The sequence below is a fragment of the Ferdinandcohnia sp. FSL W7-1320 genome (genome assembly GCF_038050315.1).
GTDB classification, from domain to species: domain Bacteria; phylum Bacillota; class Bacilli; order Bacillales; family Bacillaceae_L; genus Ferdinandcohnia; species Ferdinandcohnia aciditolerans.
The window spans coordinates 361293-387561 of record NZ_JBBPAM010000001.1; the positions used below are offsets into that span (position 1 = coordinate 361293).

Consider the following 26269-nt stretch of genomic DNA (forward strand, 5'->3'; position numbering starts at 1 on the left):
AGTCTTTTTCCTGGGCATTTTTATTTTAACTTTTATCTTATACTAACGGCTATTTTTATTGAAATAATGGAAGGCTCAGATTTTTAAAGGAAATTATTCGAGCGAACTCGAATAACAATCTGGGCGAAAATACGCCAAGGTGTATTTGATTTATGACAATTTAGGAGGATCTTATGAATCCAGTAGTTGGTGTAATTATGGGAAGTACTTCTGATTGGGAAACGATGAAAGAAGCGTGCAATGTTTTAGAGGATATTGGAATTCCTTATGAAAAAAAGGTAGTTTCTGCTCACCGTACTCCAGACCTTATGTTTGAATATGCAGAAAAAGCAAAAGAACGAGGCATTAAGGTCATCATTGCGGGAGCTGGTGGTGCTGCGCATTTACCGGGTATGGTTGCAGCAAAAACAACTCTACCAGTAATCGGGGTTCCGGTTCAATCACGTGCATTAAATGGACTTGATTCATTATTGTCAATTGTTCAAATGCCAGGTGGAGTACCAGTTGCAACGGTTGCGATTGGTAAAGCAGGCGCAACAAATGCAGGATTACTAGCAGCTTCGATTCTTGGGACATCTAATCCAGAGTGGGATCAGAAGCTCGTTGATATAAGAGAAAACAAAAAAATTCAAGTACTTGAAAGTAGTGATGAACTTGAATAAGCAAATTTTACCGGGCCAAACGATTGGAATTATTGGTGGTGGTCAGCTTGGACGAATGATGGCCATTTCGGCTAAGGAAATGGGTTTTCTTGTGGCCGTTTTGGACCCAACGCCAAATTCCCCGTGTGGACAGGTGGCTGATATTGAAATTACGGCTAATTATGATGACCTAGAGGCTATCAAGGAATTGGCAAGCGTTAGTGATGTCATTACGTATGAATTTGAAAATATAGATTATGAGGCTCTTACATGGCTTGAGGAAAATGCAAACCTACCACAAGGGAGCCACCTTTTAAGAATTACACAAGATCGTGGTACTGAAAAGAGTGCGATTCAGGAAATTGGCTTACAAGTTGCACCGTTTCGACTTGTGGAGAATCAAGAGCAATTAGCTGAGGCAGTCGAGGAAATTGGATTTCCTTCCGTGTTAAAAACATGCCGTGGAGGCTATGACGGAAAAGGTCAATTTGTTTTAAAACAGAAGGAAGATATAGAATTAGCAGGAAAACTTCTGGATTCTGGGGGTTGCATCTTGGAAGCATGGGTTCCGTTTCAGAAAGAAGTTTCTGTCATTGTTACACGAAATCCAGCAGGAGAGGTAAAGGCTTTCCCAGTAGCAGAAAACATTCACGTTGAGAATATCCTACACCAATCAATTGTTCCGGCTAGAATTTCTGAAATAAGAGAAACTAAGGCAAAAGAAATGGCGATGAAGCTTGCTTCCGAATTTCAATTAGTAGGAACATTAGCGGTTGAAATGTTTGTGACTGAGGATGGCGAAATCTATATCAATGAATTGGCACCACGTCCACATAACTCTGGTCACTATTCAATCGATGCATGTGAAACTTCACAATTTGAGCAGCATGTTCGCTCAGTATGTAATTGGCCGCTTGGAGAAACAACTCTGTTACGTCCTGTTGTGATGACAAACATTCTTGGTGAGCATGTACAGCCATTACTTGAGAAAGTATCACAATTATCAAGTGTGAAGGTTCATTTATATGGTAAAGCCGAAGCAAAAGTGAAGAGAAAGATGGGGCATGTTACCGTCTTAGGACAAACAGTGGAAGAGGCTTTGAAAAAGTCAGATATCTTACAAATTTGGCATGATTCACATATCCGCATTTAAGGAGGATTTTATATGATTGGTCGTTATACACGTGAGGAAATGGGGGCTATTTGGACGGAGGAGAATCGGTTCCGTGCTTGGCTTGAAGTGGAAATTTTAGCTTGTGAGGCTTGGGCAGAGCTGGGTGATATTCCAAAAGAAGATGTTGCCCTTATTCGCAAAAATGCATCCTTTGATGTGAATCGAATTAAAGAAATCGAAGAGGAAACAAGACATGATGTTGTGGCGTTTACACGTGCCGTATCAGAAACATTAGGTGAAGAAAGAAAATGGGTTCATTATGGATTAACATCCACCGATGTTGTGGATACAGCCCTATCTTATTTGTTAAAACAAGCCAATGACATTTTACAAAAAGACATAGAACGATTTATCAATATTTTAGCGGAAAAAGCGAAGGAACATAAACACACTGTTATGATGGGACGTACGCATGGAGTTCATGCCGAACCAACAACATTTGGTTTAAAGCTTGCTTTATGGCATGAGGAAATGAAACGTAATCTTGAACGCTTCAAGCAAGCTGCGGAGGGTGTTCAGTTTGGGAAGATTTCAGGAGCGGTTGGAACTTATGCGAATATCGATCCGTTTGTTGAGCAGTATGTGTGTGAAAAGCTTGGTATTACGGCTGCACCGATCTCGACACAGACGTTACAGCGTGACCGTCATGCGGCATATATTTCCGCATTAGCACTTGTCGCAACTTCAATTGAAAAATTTGCGGTAGAGGTTCGTGGCTTACAAAAGAGTGAAACAAGAGAAGTAGAAGAATTTTTTGCGAAAGGTCAAAAAGGTTCATCAGCAATGCCACATAAACGAAACCCAATTGGGTCTGAGAATATGACAGGATTGGCTCGTGTAATTCGTGGGTATATGATGACAGCATATGAAAATGTGCCACTTTGGCATGAACGTGATATTTCACATTCTTCTGCAGAGCGCATTATTTTACCAGATGCTACGATTGCGTTGAATTATATGCTTAATCGTTTTGGAAATATTGTAAAGAACCTAACTGTGTTCCCAGAGAACATGAAACGTAATATGGACCGTACACTTGGATTGATTTATTCGCAACGTGTGTTGTTAGCATTGATTGACTCAGGTTTAACAAGAGAAGAGGCATACGATACTGTACAGCCTAAGGCAATGGAAGCATGGGAAAAACAAGTTCCGTTCCGCGGGTTAATTGAAGCTGAAGAAAAAATTACGAGCCGTTTATCTCCAGCACAAATTGACGATTGCTTTGATTATAATTACCACCTTAAGCACGTAGACATGATTTTTGAACGCTTAGGCTTATAAAAATATAGAGTCGCTTAATCTGAATCTTTTAGGGGGAGTCAAGATGGACGTGAAAAAGCTTCGTTTACTGTATGAAGGAAAGGCTAAGAAACTCTATCAAACAGCTGAAGATTCCATCGTTTTAGTGGAGTACAAGGATGACGCCACAGCGTTTAATGGGGAAAAGAAAGCACAAATTGTTGGCAAGGGTCGATTGAATAACGAAATTACAAGCCTGATTTTTTCAAAACTTCATACGGCAGGAATCAAAACACATTTTATCGGCAAGCTTTCAGAAAACGAACAACTCGTCAAGCATGTATCAATCATACCGCTGGAGGTTGTTGTGCGGAACGTAGTTGCTGGCGGTTTTTCAAAGCGAGTTGGAATTGAGGAAGGAACGGACTTAGTAAAACCGATTGTTGAATTTTACTATAAAAATGACGACCTAGGTGATCCACTTGTGAACGAGGACCACATTGAAGTTCTAGATCTTGCAACTAAAAATCAAGTCCTAGAACTTAAAGAACAGGCGCTAAAAATCAATGATGTATTACGTGCTTTCTTTTTAGACCTTCAAATCAGATTAATAGATTTTAAACTCGAATTTGGTGTCACAAAAGACGGAGAGGTTTTATTAGCTGATGAGATTTCACCTGATACCTGCCGCTTCTGGGATATTGAAACAAATGAAAAATTGGATAAAGACGTATTCCGTAGAGACCTCGGAAATGTAACAGACGCTTATACGGAAATTTTAAATCGACTAGGGGGACAAATTGCATGATGTACAAAGTAAAGGTTTATGTAACATTACGTGAAAGTGTTTTAGATCCACAAGGCAGTGCTGTGAAAGGTTCATTGCACCAATTAAATTATAAAGAAGTATCGGATGTTCGTATTGGAAAATATATGGAGTTAATGATTGATGAAACAGTAGCTGACCTTGATAAAACGGTTAAGGAGATTTGTGAAAAGCTTTTAGCGAATACGGTAATTGAGGATTATCGTTATGAGGTTGAGGAGGTTGTCACACAGTGAAATTTGCCGTAATCGTGTTTCCAGGCTCTAACTGCGATGTTGATATGTATCATGCTGTAAAAGATGCGCTTGGTGAAGAAGTGGAGTATGTATCACATACTGCAACAAACCTTGAAGAATTCGATGGTATTTTACTTCCTGGAGGCTTCTCTTATGGAGATTACCTACGTACAGGAGCACTTGCTCGTTTTTCAAATGTCATGGATGAGGTAGTAAAAGCAGCTGAGGCTGGTAAACCAATCCTGGGTGTATGCAATGGCTTCCAAATTTTATTAGAAGCAGGGCTTCTGCCAGGTGCGATGCGTCGAAATGAAAAACTAAAATTCATGTGTCGTCCGGTTGAGCTGCGAGTTGATAATAATAAAACAATGTTTACATCTGAATATGAAGTGGGCGAAGTCATCACAGTTCCGATTGCCCATGGTGAAGGAAATTATTATTGTGATGAGCAAACACTTGCTAGATTACAAGAGAATAATCAGATCGCGTTCACATATAACGGAACAAACCCAAATGGTAGTGTTGCGGATATCGCAGGTATTACAAATGAACGGGGAAATGTTCTTGGGATGATGCCTCATCCAGAAAGAGCGGTTGAGGAATTATTGGGTAGTGCAGATGGAATCAAATTATTTCAATCAATTGTGAAAAATTGGAGGTTGGCAGCACATGTCGTTACTTCTTGAACCAAGTCCGCAGGAAATTAAAGAACAAAAGATATATAGTGAAATGGGTTTAAGTGATTCAGAGTTTGAATTAATCGAAAAGATTATTGGTAGACTTCCAAACTATACAGAGACAGGTTTATTCTCAGTTATGTGGTCTGAGCACTGTAGCTATAAAAACTCTAAGCCAGTGTTACGAAAGTTTCCGACAACTGGTGAGCGAGTTCTTCAAGGACCAGGTGAAGGTGCTGGGATTGTTGATATCGGTGATAATCAAGCGGTTGTTTTTAAAATCGAAAGTCATAACCATCCTTCTGCAATTGAGCCTTATCAAGGGGCGGCGACGGGTGTTGGTGGAATAATCCGTGACGTGTTTTCTATGGGAGCAAGACCGATTGCTCTATTAAACTCTCTTCGTTTCGGAGAGCTAACTTCACCGAGAGTAAAGTATTTGTTCGAAGAAGTTGTAGCAGGTATTGCGGGTTACGGAAACTGTATCGGAATTCCGACAGTTGGTGGAGAAATTCAATTTGATGCTTCTTATGAAGGAAATCCACTCGTAAACGCAATGTGTGTTGGACTGATCAATCATGAAGATATTCAAAAGGGTCAGGCAAAGGGTGTTGGCAATACAGTCATGTATATTGGGGCCAAAACTGGTCGTGACGGAATTCACGGTGCAACCTTTGCTTCTGAGGAACTTACTGAGGATTCAGATGCAAAGCGCCCTGCAGTACAGGTTGGCGATCCATTTATGGAAAAATTGTTGCTTGAAGCTTGCTTAGAACTAGTAAAATCTGATGCACTAGTTGGAATTCAGGACATGGGCGCAGCAGGACTAACTAGTTCATCTGCAGAAATGGCGAGTAAAGCTGGCTCTGGTATTGAAATGAATCTTGACCTAGTCCCACAACGTGAAACAGGTATGACAGGTTATGAAATGATGCTTTCTGAATCACAGGAGCGGATGTTAATCGTTGTTGAAAAAGGAAGAGAGCAAGAAATCCAAGATATCGTAAATAAATATGATCTTGAAGCTGTGGCGATCGGTAAAGTTACAGATGACAAACAACTTCGCTTAGTACACAAGGGAGAAGTAATCGCTGATGTTCCTGTTGATGCATTAGCTGAAGAAGCTCCTGTCTATCATAAGCCTTCAAGCGAACCTGCTTCTTATCGTGAATTTAAAGAAATGAAGATTGAAGCTCCTAAGCTTGAAGATGTAAGTCAAACACTTGTAGATTTACTTGCACAGCCTACAATTGCAAGTAAAGAATGGGTTTATGACCAATATGATTATATGGTTCGCACTAATACAGTTGTTGCTCCTGGTTCGGATGCAGCGGTTGTAAGAATTCGCGACACACAGAAAGCACTCGCGATGACTACAGACTGTAATTCTAGGTATCTCTATTTAGACCCTGAGGTTGGGGGACAAATCGCAGTTAGTGAAGCTGCTAGAAATATTGTCTGCTCAGGTGGTGCACCTCTTGCAATCACAGATAACCTTAACTTTGGAAATCCAGAGAAGCCAGAGATTTTTTGGCAGATTGAAAAAGCAGCTGACGGAATTAGCGAAGCATGCCGTGTGCTAAATACACCAGTTATTGGTGGAAATGTGTCTCTTTATAATGAAACGAACGGTGAAGCAATTTACCCAACACCAGTTATTGGAATGGTTGGTTTGATTGACAATGTTTCTCATATTACAACTCAAGAATTCAAAGAAGTGGGCGACCTTGTGTATGTAATCGGTGAGGCGAAAGAAGAATTCGCAGGCAGCGAGCTACAAAAATTAATTCATGGCGAGATTTTCGGTCCGGTTCCTGAATTAGATTTAGAGATTGAAAAAAGAAGACAACAACAAGTATTAACTGCCATTCGTGCAGGCGTTATTGCTTCTGCACATGATGTGGCAGAGGGTGGCTTTGCAGTTGCATTAGCAGAAAAGACATTTGGGGCAAAGGGCTTAGGTGTAAAAGTACAAATTCAAGGAGATGCGGTAACTGAGTTATTCAGTGAAACACAATCTCGTTTTATCGTATCTGTGAAGAAGGAAAACAAAGAGAAGTTTGAACAGCTAGTAAGAGCTAATCTGGTCGGAGAAGTAACAGGCGATGGATTATTTATCGTTGAGGATCAAACTGGAAAGGAAATTATTAATCTACCAGTCGATGATCTAAAACGCACATGGAAAGGAGCAATCCCATGCTTGCTGAACTCAAAGGCTTAAACGAGGAATGTGGTGTATTCGGTATCTGGGGACATCCAGATGCAGCAAAACTAACTTATTATGGATTACACAGCTTACAGCATCGTGGTCAAGAGGGTGCCGGCATTGTTGTCAGTAATGGTGAAAAGCTTCGAATTGTAAAAGGAGAAGGCCTTGTGAATGAAGTGTTTGGCAATGGCCAACTTGAACAATTAGAAGGAAGTGCAGCAATTGGGCATGTTCGTTATGCAACAGCTGGGGGTGGGGGCATTCAAAATGTTCAGCCCCTCCTCTTTCATTCTCAAGTAGGTGGGCTAGCGATTGCTCATAACGGAAACCTTGTAAATGCAAATGACTTGAAGCATCAGTTGGAAAACCAAGGTAGTATCTTTCAAACTTCTTCTGATACTGAAGTTCTTGCACACCTAACTAGAAAAAGCGGCTATACAAAAATTAAAGATCGTGTCAAAAATGCCTTAACCATGTTAAAAGGGGCTTATGCCTTTTTGATCATGACGGAAAAGAAAATGATAGTTGCTCTGGATCCAAATGGTCTTCGTCCGTTATCACTTGGTAAACTTGGAGATGCTTGGGTAGTAGCTTCTGAGACTTGTGCGTTTGATATAATTGGTGCTAAATTCGAAAGAGATGTCGAGCCTGGTGAATTGATTGTGATCAATGATGAAGGCATTCAATCAGAGCGTTTCTCCTTAATGAATAATCGTGCAATGTGCAGTATGGAATATATTTATTTTTCACGCCCGGATAGTAATATTAACGGAGTGAATGTTCATACAGCCCGAAAAAATTTAGGTAAACAGCTTGCTATAGAGGCACCAATTGATGCCGATATAGTAACCGGTGTGCCAGATTCTAGTATTTCGGCAGCGATTGGTTACGCAGAGGAATCTGGAATTCCTTATGAGCTCGGTCTCATTAAGAATCGATATGTCGGCAGAACGTTTATTAAGCCGACCCAATCATTACGTGAACAAGGTGTGAAAATGAAACTTTCACCTGTTAATGGTGTTGTAGAAGGCAAGCGCGTTGTCATGGTGGATGACTCTATTGTTCGTGGAACAACAAGCCGAAGAATTGTAAAAATGCTTCGCGATGCAGGTGCATTAGAAGTGCATGTATGCATTAGTTCACCGCCAATTAAGAATCCATGCTTTTACGGAATTGATACCTCCACACATGAAGAATTGATTGCATCTTCACATTCAATTGAAGAAATGCGTCAAATCATTGGGGCGGACACATTAACATTTTTAAGTCCTGAGGGGCTTGTAAAAGCAATTGCAAGACCGTTTGAAGGGGAAACTCGCGGACAATGTATGGCTTGTTTTACAGGGAAATATCCGACGGAGATCTTCCCGGATACGGTATTACCGCATGAAAAAGTATTCAGCTAAAAAAAGTAGAGGTGTTCATAACGATGGCAAATGCTTATAAGCAAGCTGGAGTAGACATTGAAGCAGGCTATGAGGCTGTTTCCAGAATGAAAAAGCATGTTGCAAAAACAGTTCGCCCAGAAGTGATGGGTGGACTTGGCAGCTTTGGTGGAATGTTTGACCTATCAAAGGTAAACGTAAAAGAGCCTGTGTTGGTTTCTGGCACAGACGGTGTTGGCACTAAGTTGATGTTGGCTTTTATGATGGATAAGCATGACACAATTGGGATTGATGCGGTTGCAATGTGTGTGAATGATATTGTGGTTCAGGGAGCTGAGCCTTTATACTTTTTAGATTATATTGCATGCGGAAAAGCACAGCCCGAAAAAATCGAGCAAATTGTAAAAGGAATTGCTGATGGTTGTGAACAAGCGGGTTGTGCATTAATTGGCGGTGAAACTGCTGAAATGCCAGGAATGTATAGTGAGGATGAATATGACCTTGCTGGTTTTTCAGTGGGTGTTGCAGAAAAGTCTAAGCTTGTAACTGGCGCTTCAATTAAGCCTGGTGATGTTCTTATCGGCCTTTCTTCAAGTGGAATTCACAGTAATGGCTATTCACTTGTCCGTAAGGTTCTACTAGAGGATGGAGGATTGGACCTTCACAAAACGTACGGAAAAATCGGGCGTACATTAGGTGAAGAACTTCTTCAACCGACTAAAATTTATGTGAAGTCTTTATTAAAAGCAATGGAGAAGTTTGAAGTAAAGGGTATGTCCCATATTACAGGTGGGGGCTTTATTGAAAATATTCCTCGTATGCTTCCAGAAGGTGTAGGGGCGGAGATTGATTACGGTTCATGGCCAATTCCACCAATCTTTGATCTGCTTCAAGAGACCGGAAACCTAAATCGTGAAGAAATGTTTAATATATTTAATATGGGAATCGGAATGGTGTTAGCCATTAATGAGGCTGACCTCCATGAACTTCTTCAACTACTTGAAGAGCAAGGTGAAAAAGCATATATTATTGGCCGTATTAAAGAAGGTAATGGTGTAACCTTTGGTGGGGGAGCACTTGTATGAAAAAAATAGCTGTATTTGCATCAGGGAGTGGCACAAACTTTCAAGCCATTGCAGATTCGGTAAAAGAAGGTAGACTTGCAGCAGAAATTGAATTACTAGTTTGTGATAAGCCAGGTGCAAAAGTAATTGAACGTGCTTCAAAGGAATGGGTGGACACTTTTGTTTTTTCACCAAAAGACTATCAAGAAAAATCATTATTCGAAGCCGAAATTGTGGAAGCTTTACGTGAGAAAAAAGTAGAATTAATTGTATTGGCTGGATACATGAGATTAATTGGCGATACGCTTTTAAAGGCGTATCGCAACAAAATCATCAATATTCATCCTTCTCTTTTACCAGCTTTTCCGGGTAAGGATGCAATTGGTCAGGCATTTGAAGCGGGCGTGAGGACGACTGGTGTTACGATTCATTATGTCGATGAAGGAATGGATACAGGTCCAATTATTGCCCAAAAGGAACTTTCTATTGAACCAGGAGATACATTAGCAATCATTGAAGAAAAAGTTCATCAAATTGAGCATGAATTTTATCCACAGATCCTGCAATCACTTGTAACAGCAAAGAATTCTAGAGTAGGGAGCGATTCAAAGTGACAATCAAGCGCGCACTTGTCAGTGTTTCAGATAAACAGGGACTAGTTCCTTTTGTAAAAGGCTTAATTGATAATGGGGTTGAAGTTATTTCAACAGGTGGTACAAAGCGTACTCTTGAGGAAGCGGGACTCTCTGTCATCGGAATTTCAGAGGTAACAAACTTTCCAGAAATTATGGATGGTCGTGTCAAAACACTACATCCAAATATTCATGGTGGCCTCCTAGCGGTACGAGAAAATGAAGAACATGTAAAACAACTTCAAGAGCATGATATTACACCAATCGATTTAGTTGTTGTTAACCTATATCCCTTTCAACAAACAATTGCAATACCAGATGTTCAGTTTGCGGATGCGATTGAAAATATTGATATTGGCGGACCTTCTATGCTTCGTTCTGCTGCAAAAAACCACAAATATGTAACAGTTGTTGTTGATCCACAGGATTACGATACTGTATTAGCGGAGATATCTGAAAAAGGTGAAGTTGCAGCACAAACAAAGCTTCGTTTAGGAGCAAAAGTGTTCCGACACACTGCTGCTTATGATGCAGTAATCGCTGAATTTTTAACAAATGCAGCGGGTGAGGAAAATCCAGAATCCTTAACCGTTACTTATGAAAAGAAACAAGACCTTCGTTATGGTGAAAACCCTCATCAAAAGGCAGCATTTTATAAAAAACCATTAGGAACGCATATTTCGATTGCGTCCGCAACACAACTGCATGGAAAAGAATTATCTTACAATAATATTAACGATGCAGATGCTGCCCTTCAAATTGTTAAAGAGTTCAAAGAGCCTGCAGCGGTTGCTGTTAAGCATATGAATCCTTGCGGAGTTGGAGTGGGTGCTACTTTAGAGGAAGCCTACCAAAAAGCATATGAAGCAGACTCAACGTCAATTTTTGGGGGGATTATCGCACTGAACCGTGAAGTTGATGCACAAACAGCTCATAAAATGCGAGAAATCTTCCTTGAAATTATCATTGCACCATCATTCAGTGAGGAAGCATTTGAAATTCTTTCTTCAAAGAAAAACCTCCGTTTGTTGACTGTTGACCTTTCAGATGACGAGAAGGTTGAAAAGAAACTTGTGTCCGTTCGTGGCGGATTACTTGTTCAAGATGAAGATTCATACGGATTGGAAGAGGCAACTATCTCTGTTCCTACTAAGCGAGAACCAACTGAACAAGAATGGGCTGATTTAAAGCTTGGTTGGAAGGTTGTAAAACATGTTAAATCGAACGCAATTGTGTTAGCAAAAGACGACATGACCATTGGAATTGGTGCCGGTCAAATGAACCGTGTAGGATCAGCAAATATCGCAATTAACCAAGCAGGTGAAAAAGCAAAAGGTTCAGCACTTGCATCAGATGCATTCTTCCCAATGGGTGACACAGTTGAAGCTGCGGCAAAAGCTGGCATCACTGCCATCATCCAGCCTGGAGGATCCATTCGTGATGAAGAATCCATTCAAAAAGCCGATGAATACGGAATCGCAATGGTCTTTACCGGAGTACGTCATTTTAAACACTAATTAGGAAAAGCGCAAGCGCCTTGATCAGCCCTGACAAGCACAAGACGAGCCATCCAGAAGGTTGTACTTTAACCTTCTAGATGGATTGGGTTGTGACCTCGAGGGGCTAGGCGCTGGAGCTAGACAGTGTAGATATAAGTTAATCAAATTCGTTTGATGAGGTGAAAAAATGAAAGTACTAGTCATTGGCCGCGGTGGCCGTGAACATACACTTGCTTGGAAAGTCGGGCAAAGCCAAAAAGTAGAGACCGTCTATGTTGCACCAGGAAATCCAGGCATGCAGACGATCGCAACTTTAATAAACATTGATGAAAATGACTTTGATGGTTTAATAGAGTTTGCGAAAAAAGAACAAATCGACCTTACCCTAGTTGGACCTGAAGTCCCATTAATTAATGGTATCGTGAACCGATTCCAGGCTGAAGGCCTCGCGATATTTGGCCCAACAAAAGATGCTGCCCTACTTGAAGGTAGTAAATCCTTTGCGAAGGAAATTATGAAAAAGTACAATATCCCAACCGCAGAGTATGAGACATTCACTTCTTATGAAGAAGCGAAACAATATATCCTTGAAAAAGGAGCACCTATCGTTATTAAGGCGGACGGCCTAGCTGCTGGTAAAGGTGTTACAGTAGCTCTTAATTTGGATGATGCATTAACAAGTGTGTACGACATGCTTGAAGATAATAAATTTGGTGAAGCAAGTACTCAAGTAGTTATTGAAGAGTTTCTTGAAGGGGAAGAATTCTCATTAATGGCTTTTGTGGATGGGAAAACGGCTTATCCGATGGTGATTTCACAGGACCATAAGCGTGCTTTTGACAATGATGAAGGTCCTAACACTGGGGGAATGGGTGCTTATTCACCAGTCCCGCAAATATCAGACAATATTGTTCAAGAAGCAATCGAAACCATTATTAACCCAACAGTTAAAGCGATGGAAGAAGAGGGTAGAGATTTTACTGGTATCCTATATGCGGGGCTCATTTTGACCGCTAATGGGCCAAAAGTAATTGAATACAATGCTCGATTTGGAGATCCTGAAACTCAGGTTGTCCTTCCTCGTTTAGAAACGGATTTCATTGATGTTATAGAAGGATTACTTGATCAAAAGGAGATTTCCCTAGAGTGGTCAGATAAAGCAACACTTGGTGTCGTATTTGCATCAAAAGGATATCCAGAAAGCTATGAAAAGGGAGCAGTCATCGAAGGGCTAGACAACCTTGATGAGAAAATTACAGCTTTCCATGCTGGAACAGATTTGGTCAACAATCAGTTTGTTACGCATGGTGGAAGAGTGTTGACCGTTGTAGCTAGCGGTGAAACTCTTGAAAAAGCACAGGACTTTGTATACCAAGAAGCAGAAAAAATAAAGTGCTCAAATTTATTTTACCGAAAGGATATTGGGAACAAGGCGATTTCTTATAACGCAAATAATAAGAATAGCGCACAATTTGTGTGAATATCATACATTTTCGATATTAAAAACGAAATTCTACTACGGTAAAAATGCATTATAAAATAGGTAAGAGGATAATCCTCTTACCTTTTATGATGGATTTATTGGAGGAAGTTCTTTTAATGGTTCTGGTTCCTCTTGCTTTCTCTTGACATACTCTTGAAAGAGAGCTGTAAGTGGACAGAAACGAGTAATACCTTCTGCCACCTTCATTCCCCCAAGCATCGCCACGAAAATGAAACTTTCACGCCACGGACGTTTTACCATTTTAGCGGTAGCCCAAGCAAGCATCGTAAATCCACATGTAATGCGGACTAAAGCATTGATCATCCCTATATTCGGTTTCATTTTTTTTACCCCCGTTCAAAGATCTTTACCTTACCTCAAAAATTGTCAAAAAGTTTTACAATTTTTTCTTGAAGTCTTTAATGCACTAAATCAATTAATATGTTACTATAGCATAAAGCGCTTCCATAGCTTAAGGCAGAGATTGGAGAGATGGTTAATGGTTGGGCAACGTTACCGTTGGAAAAATAAGCAACTACGTGAACATGTTGCTGTCATAGATGGAAAAAAATCACCAACAATTCTATTAAAAAACGTCACATATTTAAATCAAATGTTAAAAAAATGGATCAACGCACATATCTGGATTTACCAAGATCGTATTGTGTACGTGGGTCAACAGCTGCCATCAAAACTTACCAACTGTGAAGTTGTAGAGTGTGATGGGAAATTTGTAGTGCCAGGTTACATTGAACCTCATGCACATTCATTTCATTTATATAATCCCCACTCATTTGCTCAATATGCATCCCAAACAGGGACGACTACAATCATAAATGATAACTTAGTGCTCGCATTACAAACGAGTAAAAAGAAAGCGTTTTCTTTTTTGGAAGAAATGAAAAACCTTCCAGTCACAATGTACTGGTGGTGTAGGTTTGATCCACAGACAGAAATTCATCATGAAGAGCAAGCTTTTTCTAATGGAAATGTGTTAAGTTGGCTTGAGCATGATGCTGTTGTTCAAGGTGGGGAATTGACGGGATGGCCGAAGTTGCTTGATGGAGATGATCTCATGCTTCATTGGATTCAAGAAGCGAAACGGATTGGAAAAAAGGTCGAAGGTCATTTTCCAGGTGCTTCTGAAAAAACATTAGCCAAAATGATGTTATTGGGTTCGGATTGCGACCATGAGTCGATGACTGGTACAGATGTATTGAATCGTCTTCTGCAAGGCTACACAACTTCATTGCGTAATTCCTCGATTCGCCCGGACCTGCCAAAAATTCTGGACGAAATACATGAAATAGGTATTGATCAGTATGATAAGTTCATTTTCACAACAGATGGTTCACCACCAGCGTTTTATGAACAGGGAATTATAGATAACATGATAAAGATCGCAATTGATAAAGGTGTACCAATTATCGATGCCTACAATATGGCAACAATCAATGTAGCAAGGCACTATAACATGGATAACCTCCATGGTATGATAGCTACGGGAAGAATTGCAAATCTAAATATTTTAACATCAAAAGAGAATCCAACTCCTGAATCTGTCCTTGCTAAAGGGGTTTGGGTGAAACGTGAAAATAAAGATCAACATGCATTTCCAGAATTTCCGTGGAAGAGTCAGGGCTTTACAAACCTTGCTACCAACTGGGAACTGACGCTTGATGACTTACAGTTTTCAATGCCGTTCGGAATGAAGATGGAGAATGCTGTTATTATGAAACCATATTCGATTTCCATTGATGCATCTTATGATGAAATTTCAATGGAACATGATGAGAGCTTCTTGATGTTAGTTGACCGGGAAGGGAAATGGCGTGTCAACACAATGATTAAAGGTTTCGCAAATCGCATTTCGGGGTTTGCAAGTTCTTTTTCAAATACGGGTGATTTTGTATTAATTGGAAAAAATAAAAAGGATATGCTTCTTGCCTTTAATCGCATGAAGGAACTTGGTGGTGGAATAGTTTTAGTTGAAAACGGTAACATTTTACATGAAGTCCCACTAGATATTGGTGGAATCACTTCGTCTAAATCTGTAGTAGATTTAAGTGTACTTGAAAAGGAGTTAGTTCGTTTAGTACGTGAGCGAGGTTATAATCACAGTGACCCGATTTATACATTAAGCTTTTTATCGTCTACTCATTTGCCTTATATTCGCATTACACCACAGGGAATTTATGATGTCATGAATAAAATGGTACTCTTTCCGTCAATAATGCGTTAAAATATAAAAGGATTTCAATTTTGATTTTCTATTAAAAAGGTTGTGTAATCAAATATGAAAAAGACTATATACATTCTAGGAATTCTTCTCTTACTCTTTTCAGCAGCTTGTAGCAATAAGGAAGCTGTAAAGCAACAGGAAGAGCATGAACCAAAACAGGTCCAGCCTGTAACAAAGGATGAACCAAAGGAAGAGTTTGAACATGTCTTTCCTTTAACAGGAATTGGAACAAACGAGGATGTAGATAGTCGTCCATTTGCAGTCATGGTCAACAATCATCCAAAAGCACGTCCGCAGTCAGGACTTCATATGGCTGATATAGTGTATGAAGTGTTAGCGGAAGGAGATGTAACTCGTTTCCTAGCTGTGTTCCAAAGTGAAAAACCAGAAATTATTGGACCAGTTCGTAGTGCTAGAGATTATTATATTGAGTTGAGCAAAGGCTTTGATGCACTATATGTAGCACATGGCTGGAGCCCAGAGGCTAAACAGATTCTTAACAGCGGCAAGATAGACAACATAAATGGAATGGTTTATGATGGCACTCTTTTTTGGCGTGCTGACCACAATGTTGCCCCACATAACTCATATATTTCATTTGAAAATATTGTAAAAGGGGCAGATAAGCAAGGATATTCAATGGAAGACGAGGTTCAAAGTTTTTCATTTTTATCTGAGAATGAGTTAGATGGCATTGAAGGCACAGCAGCTGAACATGTTCGAGTGTCCTATTCATCAAGAGATATATTTTCAGCAGTCTACGATTATAATGCTGAAAAAAGTAAGTATGAGCGTTATAGCGGAGGCGACCAGACAGTAGACCGTGAGACAAGTACACCGGTATTACTTGACAATGTATTGATCGTTGAAATGAATCATCGCTTTATCGATGATTATGGAAGACGTGCTGTTGATGTGACAACCGGAGGAAAAGGCTTTTTGCTTCAGAAAGGAAAGGCACAGGAAATCGAGTGGAAAAATGTTGAGGGAAGAATTGTGCCATTTGCAAATGGGGAAGAAGTCGGCTTAGTCCCAGGGAAAACATGGATTAATATCATTCCAACAACACCTGGAATCGCCGGTGCCGTATCGTTTGGAAACTAGAAAAAACATTTTAAAAAGGGAGAAATCACATGCAAATTGATAAATTACGTGGGAAAGAACTTGATCAATTATTTAATGCAATCCTATCACTAAACGATCTTGAGGAGTGCTATCGATTCTTCGATGATTTATGTACGGTAAATGAAATCCAGTCACTTGCGCAACGCCTTGAAGTCGCAAGAATGCTACAAGAAGGAAATACGTACCATAAAATCGAAACGGAAACAGGGGCAAGTACAGCAACCATTTCTCGTGTAAAGCGATGCTTAAATTACGGAAACGATGCCTATCAAATGGCACTCGATCGTGTCAAAGAAACGGAAAAACAGTAATTATGTGTGAAAGTCGAAACCTTGAGTTTCGGCTTTTTATTTTTTGTTGATTCGGTTAGTGGTATATTGCGAATTTAGTAATGGTGTATCGTCGTCGTATATGGAGTTTATATTGTGAGTTTTTTTACTTAATTAAAATTAAGAAGGAACATAACTTAAGGTAATTAAGTACTTCATCAAGTGTATGAGGAACATAACTTAAGATACATTAACGGGTTAAGTACTTCATCAAGTGTATGAGGAACATACTTAAGATATATTAACGAGTTAAGTACTTCATCAAGAGTATGAGGAACATAACTTAAGATACATTAACAGGTTAAGTACTTCATCAAGAGTATGAGGAACATAACTTAAGAAACATTAACAGGTTAAGTACTTCATCAAGTGTATGAGGAACAAAACTTAAGATATATTAACGAGTTAAGTACTTCATCAAGAGTATGAGGAACATAACTTAAGAAACATTAACAGGTTAAGTACTTCATCAAGAGTATGAGGAACATAACTTAAGAAACATTAACAGGTTAAGTACTTCATCAAGTGTATGAGGAACATAACTTAAGAAACATTAACAGGTTAAGTACTTCATCATGTGTATGAAGAACATAACTTAAGAAACATTAACGAGTTAAGTACTTCATCAAGTGTATGAGGAACATAACTTAAGATATATTAACGAGTTAAGTACTTCATCAAGTGTATGAGGAACATAACTTAAGAAACATTAACAGGTTAAGTACTTCATCAAGTGTATGAAGAACAAAACTTAAATTACATTAAGGAGTTAAGTACTTCATCAAGAGTATAAAGTTCTTAACCTAAGCTTGAATCACGTGCTAAGCCATTTTTATACATAAGTCAGGTGGTATAAAGGGTTTGTGTTATAACCTTTTTCCACTATTATTCAAAAATCTAGTCTTATACGGTCTTTAAACTATATCCTTTTTCAAAATTTATACAAGTTTCCTAAAATAAAATGAGATTAGCCATATTTTTCATCTGTAATTAATTGCAATAAAAGTACATTTTTAATGAAATCCACCTAAGTATTAATAGATGGATGTAGTTTTGATATAATGGAGAAATGGAATGATGAATGGAGGATCTTCATGTACGATTTTAGAGAATGGAGACATGTTTTTAAGCTGGATCCGAATAAGGAAATCAGTGAGGAACATTTAGATGCAATTTGTGAATCTGGAACAGATGCGATTATTGTTGGTGGAAGCGATGGGGTGACATTGGACAATGTCCTTCACTTAATGTCTCGAATCCGACGTTATACTGTACCAGCTGTTTTAGAGATTTCAAATATTGAGTCAGTCACACCTGGCTTTGATTTATATTTTATTCCTACTGTATTAAATAGTAGTGATACACAATGGATGATGGGGATGCATCATGAGGCGGTAAAGGAATTTGGAGATGTTATGAATTGGGAAGAAATGATTATGCAAGGTTATTGCATTCTTAATGAAGACTGTAAAGCGGCTAAGCTGACAAGTGCAAATGCTTCTTTGGAAAAGGATGATGTTGTAGCCTATGCAACAATGGCTGAAAAAATGTTTTCCCTCCCTATTTTTTATATAGAATACAGTGGAGCGTACGGGGATAAGGAGATTGTTTCAGCTGTAGGAGAAACACTAGAAACGACAAAACTGTTTTACGGCGGTGGAATAAAGACGGCTGAACAGGCAAAGGAAATGGGACAGTTTGCCGATACTGTAGTCGTAGGAAATATTATATACGAAGACATGAACGCAGCTTTAAAAACAGTACAAGCTGTTAAGGGATAAGAATGGAAATCCACATAAAAATCGGATAAAATAGAACGTATGTACGATACTGAAATAGGACGGTGAAGAAATTGCAATTTATTAGCAATAAATTGTTATCGGGATTAAACGAAGAACAACAAGAAGCGGTTAAAGCAACAGATGGTCCACTTTTAATTATGGCGGGAGCAGGGAGTGGTAAAACTCGAGTTTTGACACACCGTATTGCTTATTTAATGGTGGAAAAAGAAGTTGCGCCGTGGAATATCTTGGCGATCACCTTTACTAATAAAGCAGCTCGAGAAATGAAAGATCGTGTACAAGCAATTCTAGGAGGAGCAGCTGAAGATATTTGGATTTCAACTTTCCACTCAATGTGTGTTCGAATTTTACGAAGAGACATCGACCGAATGGGGTTCAATCGAAACTTCTCCATTTTAGACACAACTGATCAGCTTTCGGTTATCAAAAATATTTTAAAAGAAAAAAATATTGATCCGAAGAAATTTGACCCACGTACGATTCTAGGAACAATCAGCAGCGCGAAGAACGAATTGCAAACACCTGAAGAATATGAAAAAACAGCGGGCGGCATGTATGAGCAGATTGTAAGTGATGTCTATAAGTTGTATCAAAAAAGACTGCGTAAAAACCAAGCGCTTGATTTTGATGATCTCATTATGACTACAATCCAACTTTTCCAACGAGTTCCGGAAGTGTTGGAATTCTATCAGCGTAAATTTCAGTACATCCATGTGGATGAGTACCAGGATACAAACCGTGCCCAGTATATGCTGGTTAAGCTTCTAGCTTCACGTTTTAGGAATTTGTGTGTTGTGGGTGATTCAGATCAGTCGATTTATCGTTGGCGTGGCGCGGATATCACCAATATTCTTTCGTTTGAAAAAGATTATAAAAATGCAAAGGTAATTTTGCTTGAACAAAACTATCGTTCAACAAAACGAATTTTACAGGCAGCAAATGTAGTTATCCAAAACAATATGAACCGTAAACCGAAAAATCTCTGGACGGAAAATGACGAAGGGAAAAAGCTGTTGTACTACCGTGCCGATAGTGAATCTGGGGAAGCGCAGTTTGTTGCAGGGAAAATACGTGAACTTGTAGATGGTGGACAACGAACCTTTAAAGACATTGCGATTTTATATCGAACCAATGCCCAATCTCGTGTGATGGAGGAAGTCTTGCTTAAATCCAATATCAACTACCAAATTGTTGGCGGAATTAAGTTCTACGACAGGAAAGAAATTAAGGATATTTTGGCATACTTGCGCACAATTGCGAATCCAGACGATGATATTAGCTTAACGAGAATTATTAATGTCCCGAAACGTGGAATTGGTGCGACTTCTATCGATAAGATTGCCAACTATGCAATTGCACAAGACCTTTCCATGTTCCAAGCATTGCAAGAGGTTGAACAGATTGGTTTAAGTGCAAAAATCACAAAAGCATTACGCGAATTTAGAGATTTAATTAATAATTGGGTCCAAATGCAGGACTATTTATCGGTCACTGAATTGGTTGAAAATGTTTTAGAGAAGACAGAATACGTTGAAATCTTAAAGGCTGAAAAAACACTTGAATCTCAGAGCCGAATTGAAAACATCGAAGAATTTTTATCTGTTACTCAAAACTTTGAGAAAACAAATGATGACAAAAGTCTTGTGGCCTTTTTAACAGATTTAGCATTAGTGGCTGATATTGATAAACTAGAAGAAGATGAAAATGATAAAAATAATGCAGTTGTCCTGATGACACTTCACTCTGCGAAAGGACTTGAGTTCCCGGTTGTGTTTTTAATGGGAATGGAAGAAGGAGTCTTTCCACATAGTCGTTCTCTTATGGAAGAAGCGGAAATGGAAGAAGAACGCCGCCTTGCTTATGTAGGGATTACAAGAGCGGAAGAAGAGTTGTATTTATCAAATGCACAAATGAGAACCTTGTATGGACGAACATCAATGAATCCAGTTTCACGTTTTATTGCTGAGATCCCAGAGGAGCTTCTTGAAGATTTGGGTCAGCAACGTAGACAGCAAATGCGTACTCCATTTTCTTCGTCATCCTCACCTTCACCTGCGAAACAGCCAGAAAGAAGGGTTTTCTCAAGACCAGTTGCACAATCCACTGGCGGAGATGAAATTGGTTGGAAGGTTGGCGACAAGGCTGAGCATAAAAAATGGGGAATTGGAACGGTTGTCAGTGTGAAGGGAGAAGGGGAATCGAAGGAACTGGATATTGCATTCCCTAGCCCAACTGGAATCAAACGATTGCTTGCAAAATTTGCACCAATCACGAAGGCAAACTAGGAAAGAGAGGTTTGGTGTATGGATAAAGTGGCAGCACAAGAAAGAGTTCAGGAGCTTCATGAACTTTTAAACCAGTACAATTATGAATATCATGTATTGGATAAACCTTCTGTACCAGATGCGGAGTATGACCGGTTAATGCGTGAGTTGATTCAGCTTGAGGAGGAATTTCCTGAGTTACAAACAGGAGATTCTCCTACAGTCCGCGTTGGTGGGCAGGTTCTAGAATCCTTTCACAAAGTAGAGCATCGAATTCCAATGTTAAGTCTCGGTAATGCATTTAATGAGCAGGATTTGCGTGACTTTGACCGCCGTGCACGTCAAGCAGTTGGTGATTCTATCTCTTATGTGTGCGAGTTAAAGATTGATGGTCTTGCTGTGTCTCTACGTTATGAACAAGGTCGTTTTGTTCAAGGCTCTACTCGCGGTGACGGGACGATTGGAGAAGACATCACGGTTAACCTAAAAACGATTCGTTCGATTCCACTTCGTTTAAAGAAGGAGATCGATATTGAGGTTCGTGGAGAGGCATTTATGCCGAGAAAATCTTTCGAAAAGCTAAATGCGGCTCGACTCGAAAATGAAGAAGAACCATTTGCAAATCCGAGGAATGCGGCTGCAGGTTCATTGCGACAGCTTGACCCGAAAATTGCAGCAAGTCGCAATCTCGATATCTTCTTATACGCGATTGCGGACTCAACGAATCTAGGGGTCGATTCACATAGTGAAGGCCTTGATATGCTTGATGAAGTAGGCTTTAAAACAAACCCTGAACGCAGAAGATGTGCAAGTATAGAGGAAATTCTAGATTACATTGCGGAATGGACAGAAAAGCGTCCAGCTCTTGCGTATGATATTGATGGGATTGTCATAAAAGTTGATTCATTTGATCAGCAGGACGAGCTTGGATTCACTGCAAAAAGTCCGCGATGGGCTGTTGCCTATAAGTTTCCGGCAGAAGAAGTTACTACTAAGCTGATTGATATCGAGTTAAGTGTCGGTCGAACTGGAGTAATCACACCTACGGCTATCCTTGAGCCTGTTCGTGTGGCAGGGACAACCGTGCAGCGAGCATCTCTTCATAATGAAGATTTAATTCGTGAAAAGGACATCCGGATTGGGGATACTGTAGTCGTAAAAAAAGCAGGGGATATCATTCCAGAGGTTGTGAATGTCCTTGTTGAAAAACGAACAGGTGAGGAACCAGAGTTCTACATGCCGACACATTGTCCGGAATGTGAGAGTGATTTAGTCCGTTTAGATGGAGAAGTCGCTTTACGTTGTATTAACCCGAAATGCCCAGCCCAGATTAGAGAAGGGTTGATTCATTTCGTTTCTCGAAATGCCATGAATATAGATGGACTTGGTGAAAAGGTGATTTCACAATTATTTGATGAAAAATTGATTTCAGATGTTGCAGACCTGTACACATTAACAAAGGAACAGCTGATTAATCTTGAACGCATGGGTGAGAAGTCCGCAGATAATCTTCTTGCCGCAATTGAAAATTCAAAGTCAAACTCCTTAGAAAAACTACTATTTGGTTTAGGGATTCGACATGTTGGAGCTAAAGCAGCAAAAACATTGGCCCAGCATTTTGAAACAATGGAGAAGCTACAGGTTGCCACAAGGGAAGAACTTACGGCGATCAATGAAATAGGCGAAAAAATGGCTGATGCGGTTGTCACTTATTTTGAGCTCTCAGAGGTTCATGAACTTCTAAATGAACTACGTGAGTATGGAATAAATATGGAATATAAAGGTCCTAAGCTTGTATCTGTAGAAGATAGTGATTCCTATTTTGCTGGAAAGACCATCGTTCTTACGGGTAAGCTTGAGCAATTGTCAAGAAATGAAGCAAAAGCTGAAATTGAGGCACTTGGAGGAAAGGTTACAGGAAGTGTAAGTAAAAGCACTAACCTTCTGATTGCAGGTGAAGCAGCTGGCTCGAAGCTTACAAAAGCACAGGATTTAAAAATTGAGATTTGGGACGAGGAAAGACTGGTACAAGAACTAAGGAAGTAAGAGGTGTTCGAACTTGAGAAACCTATACCTTCTAGGCTTAGCGTTTTTGCTTCTTTTATCTGGGTGTGCCCCTAAATTTGAACAAGAGACAGAAGTCGTTCAGGATTCAGATAAGAAAGCGGAGAAAGCGATTATTCCTAGATATAATATTTCAGATTCCTATTATAAAGCGGTCCTTCCTTATAAGACAGGAAAAGCGCGGGGGATTGTTGCATCATATATTAACAATCGATTGGATATCGATGAATTCGAAACGGGATTAATGCGAATCGCTCAGGATTCATTTCCATCGGACAAATATTTTTTCCAGGAAGGCCAGTATCTTGAAAAAGAGACGGTTCAAGACTGGTTAAAGCGGAAAAGGTCATCTGCCCAGCAGCAAGCATATGAAAAGGCATTAGAGAAAAAGAATCTACCAAACGAAGGACTAAATCCGATATTTGATACATCAAATGAGGACCCAGGCTATGAGGCAGCTATGAAGAAGAGTCCAATCTATGTTGCTGCAATTACGGAACAGAACTATTTAATTAAAAATAATGAAGACAAATTAGAAATTGGAGGAATTGTCATTGGAATAGGCATGAACTCCCATCATTATTACAATTTGCCAGATTCAATGGGTGGATATCCAAGGGATGTAGAAATTTCGAATGCTGAAATCGAAAGAGAAGGAAAAAAAGCAGCAGAGGAAATCATTAATCGAATTCGAACCGAAAAAGAATATGCAAGTATACGTGATATTCCAATTGTCGTTGCTTTGTTTAAACAGCAGGCAGTTAGTGCAGTTGCCCCAGGAAACTTTATCATGAAGGCAAAAGTGGATGCTAACTCGTCGAATATCGGAAAATGGGAAACAATTAATGAAAAGTATTACTTCTTTCCATCTAACGAGGCAAAAAGTAATTATCGTGAGGATTCGTTAATGGTGCAAAATTTTTCTGACGCTATTGCAGATTTCTTCCCTAATTTTACAGCAGTTGTCGGAAAAGGTTTTTATAAGGACGACGAGCTACAGGAGTTAACTCTTAAAATCCCTATGCAATTCTATGGAAAAGCAGAGGTTATTGGTTTTACACAATACGTAACGGGTCTAATAATGGAGCATTTTGAAAACTATATTTCGCTTCAGGTATATATCGAATCTGAAAGTGGAGCTGAGAGTGTTATCATACGGGATGCAGGCGAAAGTGAACCGACTGTTCACGTGTATAATTAAGAGTAGAGAAGATCTAACCACATACGCGTTAGGTCTTTTTTACCAGGGAGTTCTAGTGTAGTTGTTACTACCCGTAATAAGGAATTCCAATTCCTTGCAACATGTGATTGGTGAAATTAAATAAGCATAGGCTACCATTGTCCCTTAGTACGAAAACAAGGATTTGATAAAAGTGGAACTTAAACATTTACAATATTTTATTGAGATTACGAGAACTGAAAATTTTACAAATGCTGCTGAAAATTTATTTATTACGCAGCCTGCCCTAAGCAGAATTATCAAATCATTAGAGAATGAACTTGGTACACAGCTTTTTATTCGGAAGAGAAAAAAACTAATATTAACAGAAGCAGGACAAATTTTAAAAAAACATGCATTGAAAATTGAGCAACAGTTAGAGCATCTAGATGAAGAGATGAATCAAGCATTCATGCTAAAAAAAAGGCATGTCCGCATCGGGCTACCTACCATTACCAATTCTATCTTTTTCTCACAATTACTCTCTTCGTTCCATCAAGAATATCCTGAGGTGACATTCCAATTAGATGAAGATGGTTCAAAAGCGATAGAAGAGAAAATTATTAATGGGTTACTGGATTTTGGAGTAATCGTTCTTCGTAAAACAAATAGTCAATTTGACTATTTGTTGTTTGTTAAGGAAAAATTAAAACTTGTTGTCCCATCGGCTCATTACCTTGCCAAGAGACAGGGAGTGTCATTGGATGAACTTAAGGAAGAGTCATTTATTATGTTTAATCGAGAATTTGAATTGAGGAGTCTTGTCGTTTCAGCTTGTAGGGAGGCTGGTTTTCAACCATCCATTATTTCTGAGACGTCACAGTTAGATTTCATTCAGGAAATGGTTGTTTCGAATTTGGGTATCACTTTGCTACCAGAAAGTATATGTGAAGAACTAACAAATGAACTTGCAAATGATATTCAAACGGTCAACATAACAAATCCGACAATCGAATGGAATTTAGCAATGGTCTGGAAAAGAGATGAATTCTTATCACAAGTTACCAAAGAATTTATCCGGTTTGCAAAAGCAAAGCTGACAACTGTTAACCCGTATGATTCATAATATAGCTGGACATAAATGTCAGAAAGTTCCCCTGGTTAAGGAGGAGCTTTTTTTATTTGGCTCTTTTCTAAAAGGTTGTTGCTTTTTGAGATAAAAATGCAAACCTAGTTGATTGGAGCGTAAGGTGGCGACTCCTCGAAAATGTATTCACATTTTCTTCGTGCGCGAGTTATTTCAAGGAAGCAAACTCAATGTCCAGCGGGAAAAGCGTGAGACTTGAGACCCCACAGGAGCAGCAGCGACGTGTCCAGTTTCAGCGGCTAGAAACTTGAGAAATTTCAACTTCTCGTTTCTGTGCAAGCCGCCTCCACATGTCGTTTAGGAGACTCAAGCCACGCCCGCGGAAAGCGTCCACCTGAAGCGGAAGTCAACGTTATAAAAAACAACAAAGTTTGCGAAAACAGCCATTTATTTTATGGTTTGGGGGCGTTTACATGCAATTTTGTTATGTATGTTATATATGAATTGGCATTGTATTTTTCTACTTTGGCAGTAGTATAATTGTCCTTGTGAAAAAAAATCTAATGCTTATGAGATTCATTCTTGTAGCATTTATATAAATGGTGATGATTAAATGGAAGCAAGGAAAGTTAAAGAAACGCGTGTTATTCAAACCGATCAAGTACTGATCAATGATTTGAACAATTATCATACTTTATTTGGCGGAGTTCTAATGAAGAAGATGGATGCCTGTGCAACACTTTCTGCCCGCAGACATTCACGGATAAAGGAGTGTGTTACGGCATCGACTGACAATGTTAATTTCATTGAACCAATCCGAGTAACTGATTCTGTATGTATTGAATCATTTGTCAGCTATACAGGGAAAAAGTCAATGGAGATTATCTGTAAAGTGATTGCTGAAGATCTTGAAACTGGGAAACGAAGAATGGCGGCAACAGCATTCTTGACTTTTGTCCCTCTTGACGAAAATAAAAGACCAATGGAAGTGCCAGGTGTTATTCCGGAAACAAAGGAAGAAAAGTATCTTTATGAGACGGGAAAAGAACGAGAAAGAATTCGCAAGTTAAAAAGGAAACAAAATCATGAGCTTGTGGCTAACCTTTCACTGGACAAACCATGGGATTAA

General features: G+C 39.3%; 22 protein-coding genes. 21 read left to right on the forward strand and 1 reads right to left on the reverse strand.

The window, feature by feature from the left end; translation table 11 throughout:
• Positions 1-173: 173 nt before the first annotated feature.
• From purE to purD, 12 genes are all read left to right on the forward strand, one after another.
• On the forward strand, positions 174-662 hold the full coding sequence (purE, locus tag NST91_RS01830) for a 5-(carboxyamino)imidazole ribonucleotide mutase (RefSeq protein ID WP_341329756.1): 489 nt from the start codon (positions 174-176) through the stop codon (positions 660-662).
• Positions 649-1794 carry a 5-(carboxyamino)imidazole ribonucleotide synthase gene (gene purK, locus NST91_RS01835; RefSeq protein WP_445724475.1) on the forward strand — a complete coding sequence of 382 codons (1146 nt, stop codon included), beginning with the start codon at positions 649-651 and terminating at the stop codon, positions 1792-1794. Before purE ends, purK begins: the two co-directional genes overlap by 14 nt.
• 12 nt (positions 1795-1806) lie before the next feature.
• Positions 1807-3099, forward strand: a complete 1293-nt coding sequence (purB, locus tag NST91_RS01840) for an adenylosuccinate lyase (RefSeq protein WP_341329758.1) — start codon at positions 1807-1809, stop codon at positions 3097-3099.
• Between the two features lie 49 nt (positions 3100-3148).
• The gene (gene purC / locus NST91_RS01845) at positions 3149-3865 is read left to right on the forward strand and encodes a phosphoribosylaminoimidazolesuccinocarboxamide synthase (protein WP_341333469.1); all 717 of its coding nucleotides are present in this window, start codon (positions 3149-3151) and stop codon (positions 3863-3865) included.
• A complete protein-coding gene (gene purS / locus NST91_RS01850) occupies positions 3865-4119 on the forward strand; it encodes a phosphoribosylformylglycinamidine synthase subunit PurS (RefSeq protein ID WP_099362645.1) in 255 nt (84 codons plus the stop codon). Before purC ends, purS begins: the two co-directional genes overlap by 1 nt.
• The gene (gene purQ / locus NST91_RS01855) at positions 4116-4805 is read left to right on the forward strand and encodes a phosphoribosylformylglycinamidine synthase subunit PurQ (protein WP_341329759.1); all 690 of its coding nucleotides are present in this window, start codon (positions 4116-4118) and stop codon (positions 4803-4805) included. The genes purS and purQ overlap by 4 nt, the downstream gene beginning before the upstream one ends.
• A complete protein-coding gene (purL, locus tag NST91_RS01860) occupies positions 4789-7017 on the forward strand; it encodes a phosphoribosylformylglycinamidine synthase subunit PurL (RefSeq protein ID WP_341329760.1) in 2229 nt (742 codons plus the stop codon). The genes purQ and purL overlap by 17 nt, the downstream gene beginning before the upstream one ends.
• Positions 6993-8411 (forward strand): amidophosphoribosyltransferase, encoded by a 1419-nt coding sequence (gene purF, locus NST91_RS01865; RefSeq protein ID WP_121449513.1) that lies wholly within the window; start codon positions 6993-6995, stop codon positions 8409-8411. The genes purL and purF overlap by 25 nt, the downstream gene beginning before the upstream one ends.
• 23 nt (positions 8412-8434) lie before the next feature.
• Positions 8435-9475, forward strand: coding sequence for a phosphoribosylformylglycinamidine cyclo-ligase (purM, locus tag NST91_RS01870; RefSeq protein ID WP_341329761.1), 1041 nt, complete (start codon positions 8435-8437; stop codon positions 9473-9475).
• Entirely contained in the window at positions 9472-10068 is a 597-nt protein-coding gene (gene purN / locus NST91_RS01875; protein ID WP_341329762.1) for a phosphoribosylglycinamide formyltransferase, read from the forward strand. The genes purM and purN overlap by 4 nt, the downstream gene beginning before the upstream one ends.
• A complete protein-coding gene (purH, locus tag NST91_RS01880; protein ID WP_341329763.1) occupies positions 10065-11603 on the forward strand; it encodes a bifunctional phosphoribosylaminoimidazolecarboxamide formyltransferase/IMP cyclohydrolase in 1539 nt (512 codons plus the stop codon). Before purN ends, purH begins: the two co-directional genes overlap by 4 nt.
• 169 nt (positions 11604-11772) lie before the next feature.
• Positions 11773-13065, forward strand: coding sequence for a phosphoribosylamine--glycine ligase (gene purD, locus NST91_RS01885; RefSeq protein WP_341329764.1), 1293 nt, complete (start codon positions 11773-11775; stop codon positions 13063-13065).
• An 87-nt stretch (positions 13066-13152) separates the two neighbouring features.
• Here purD and NST91_RS01890 read toward each other — a convergent pair whose 3' ends face one another.
• Positions 13153-13410 carry a YgaP family membrane protein gene (locus tag NST91_RS01890; RefSeq protein WP_341329765.1) on the reverse strand — a complete coding sequence of 86 codons (258 nt, stop codon included), beginning with the start codon at positions 13408-13410 and terminating at the stop codon, positions 13153-13155.
• Positions 13411-13567: 157 nt separating this feature from the next.
• Here NST91_RS01890 and NST91_RS01895 point away from each other — a divergent pair, with 157 nt between their 5' ends.
• The 9 genes from NST91_RS01895 (at position 13568) to NST91_RS01935 (ending at position 26269) form a co-directional block, all read left to right on the forward strand.
• Positions 13568-15310 carry an adenine deaminase C-terminal domain-containing protein gene (locus NST91_RS01895; protein WP_341329766.1) on the forward strand — a complete coding sequence of 581 codons (1743 nt, stop codon included), beginning with the start codon at positions 13568-13570 and terminating at the stop codon, positions 15308-15310.
• Between the two features lie 54 nt (positions 15311-15364).
• Positions 15365-16414, forward strand: a complete 1050-nt coding sequence (locus tag NST91_RS01900; protein WP_341329767.1) for a DUF3048 domain-containing protein — start codon at positions 15365-15367, stop codon at positions 16412-16414.
• Between the two features lie 29 nt (positions 16415-16443).
• On the forward strand, positions 16444-16746 hold the full coding sequence (locus tag NST91_RS01905) for a YerC/YecD family TrpR-related protein (protein WP_099354963.1): 303 nt from the start codon (positions 16444-16446) through the stop codon (positions 16744-16746).
• A gap of 1112 nt (positions 16747-17858) precedes the next feature.
• Positions 17859-18545 carry a heptaprenylglyceryl phosphate synthase gene (pcrB, locus tag NST91_RS01910; RefSeq protein ID WP_341329768.1) on the forward strand — a complete coding sequence of 229 codons (687 nt, stop codon included), beginning with the start codon at positions 17859-17861 and terminating at the stop codon, positions 18543-18545.
• A 71-nt stretch (positions 18546-18616) separates the two neighbouring features.
• On the forward strand, positions 18617-20851 hold the full coding sequence (pcrA, locus tag NST91_RS01915) for a DNA helicase PcrA (protein WP_341329769.1): 2235 nt from the start codon (positions 18617-18619) through the stop codon (positions 20849-20851).
• Between the two features lie 18 nt (positions 20852-20869).
• Entirely contained in the window at positions 20870-22876 is a 2007-nt protein-coding gene (gene ligA / locus NST91_RS01920) for an NAD-dependent DNA ligase LigA (RefSeq protein ID WP_341329770.1), read from the forward strand.
• Positions 22877-22889: 13 nt separating this feature from the next.
• Positions 22890-24095, forward strand: a complete 1206-nt coding sequence (locus NST91_RS01925; protein WP_341329771.1) for a CamS family sex pheromone protein — start codon at positions 22890-22892, stop codon at positions 24093-24095.
• A gap of 172 nt (positions 24096-24267) precedes the next feature.
• Positions 24268-25179 carry a LysR family transcriptional regulator gene (locus NST91_RS01930; protein WP_341329772.1) on the forward strand — a complete coding sequence of 304 codons (912 nt, stop codon included), beginning with the start codon at positions 24268-24270 and terminating at the stop codon, positions 25177-25179.
• A 574-nt stretch (positions 25180-25753) separates the two neighbouring features.
• Positions 25754-26269, forward strand: a complete 516-nt coding sequence (locus NST91_RS01935; RefSeq protein ID WP_341329773.1) for an acyl-CoA thioesterase — start codon at positions 25754-25756, stop codon at positions 26267-26269.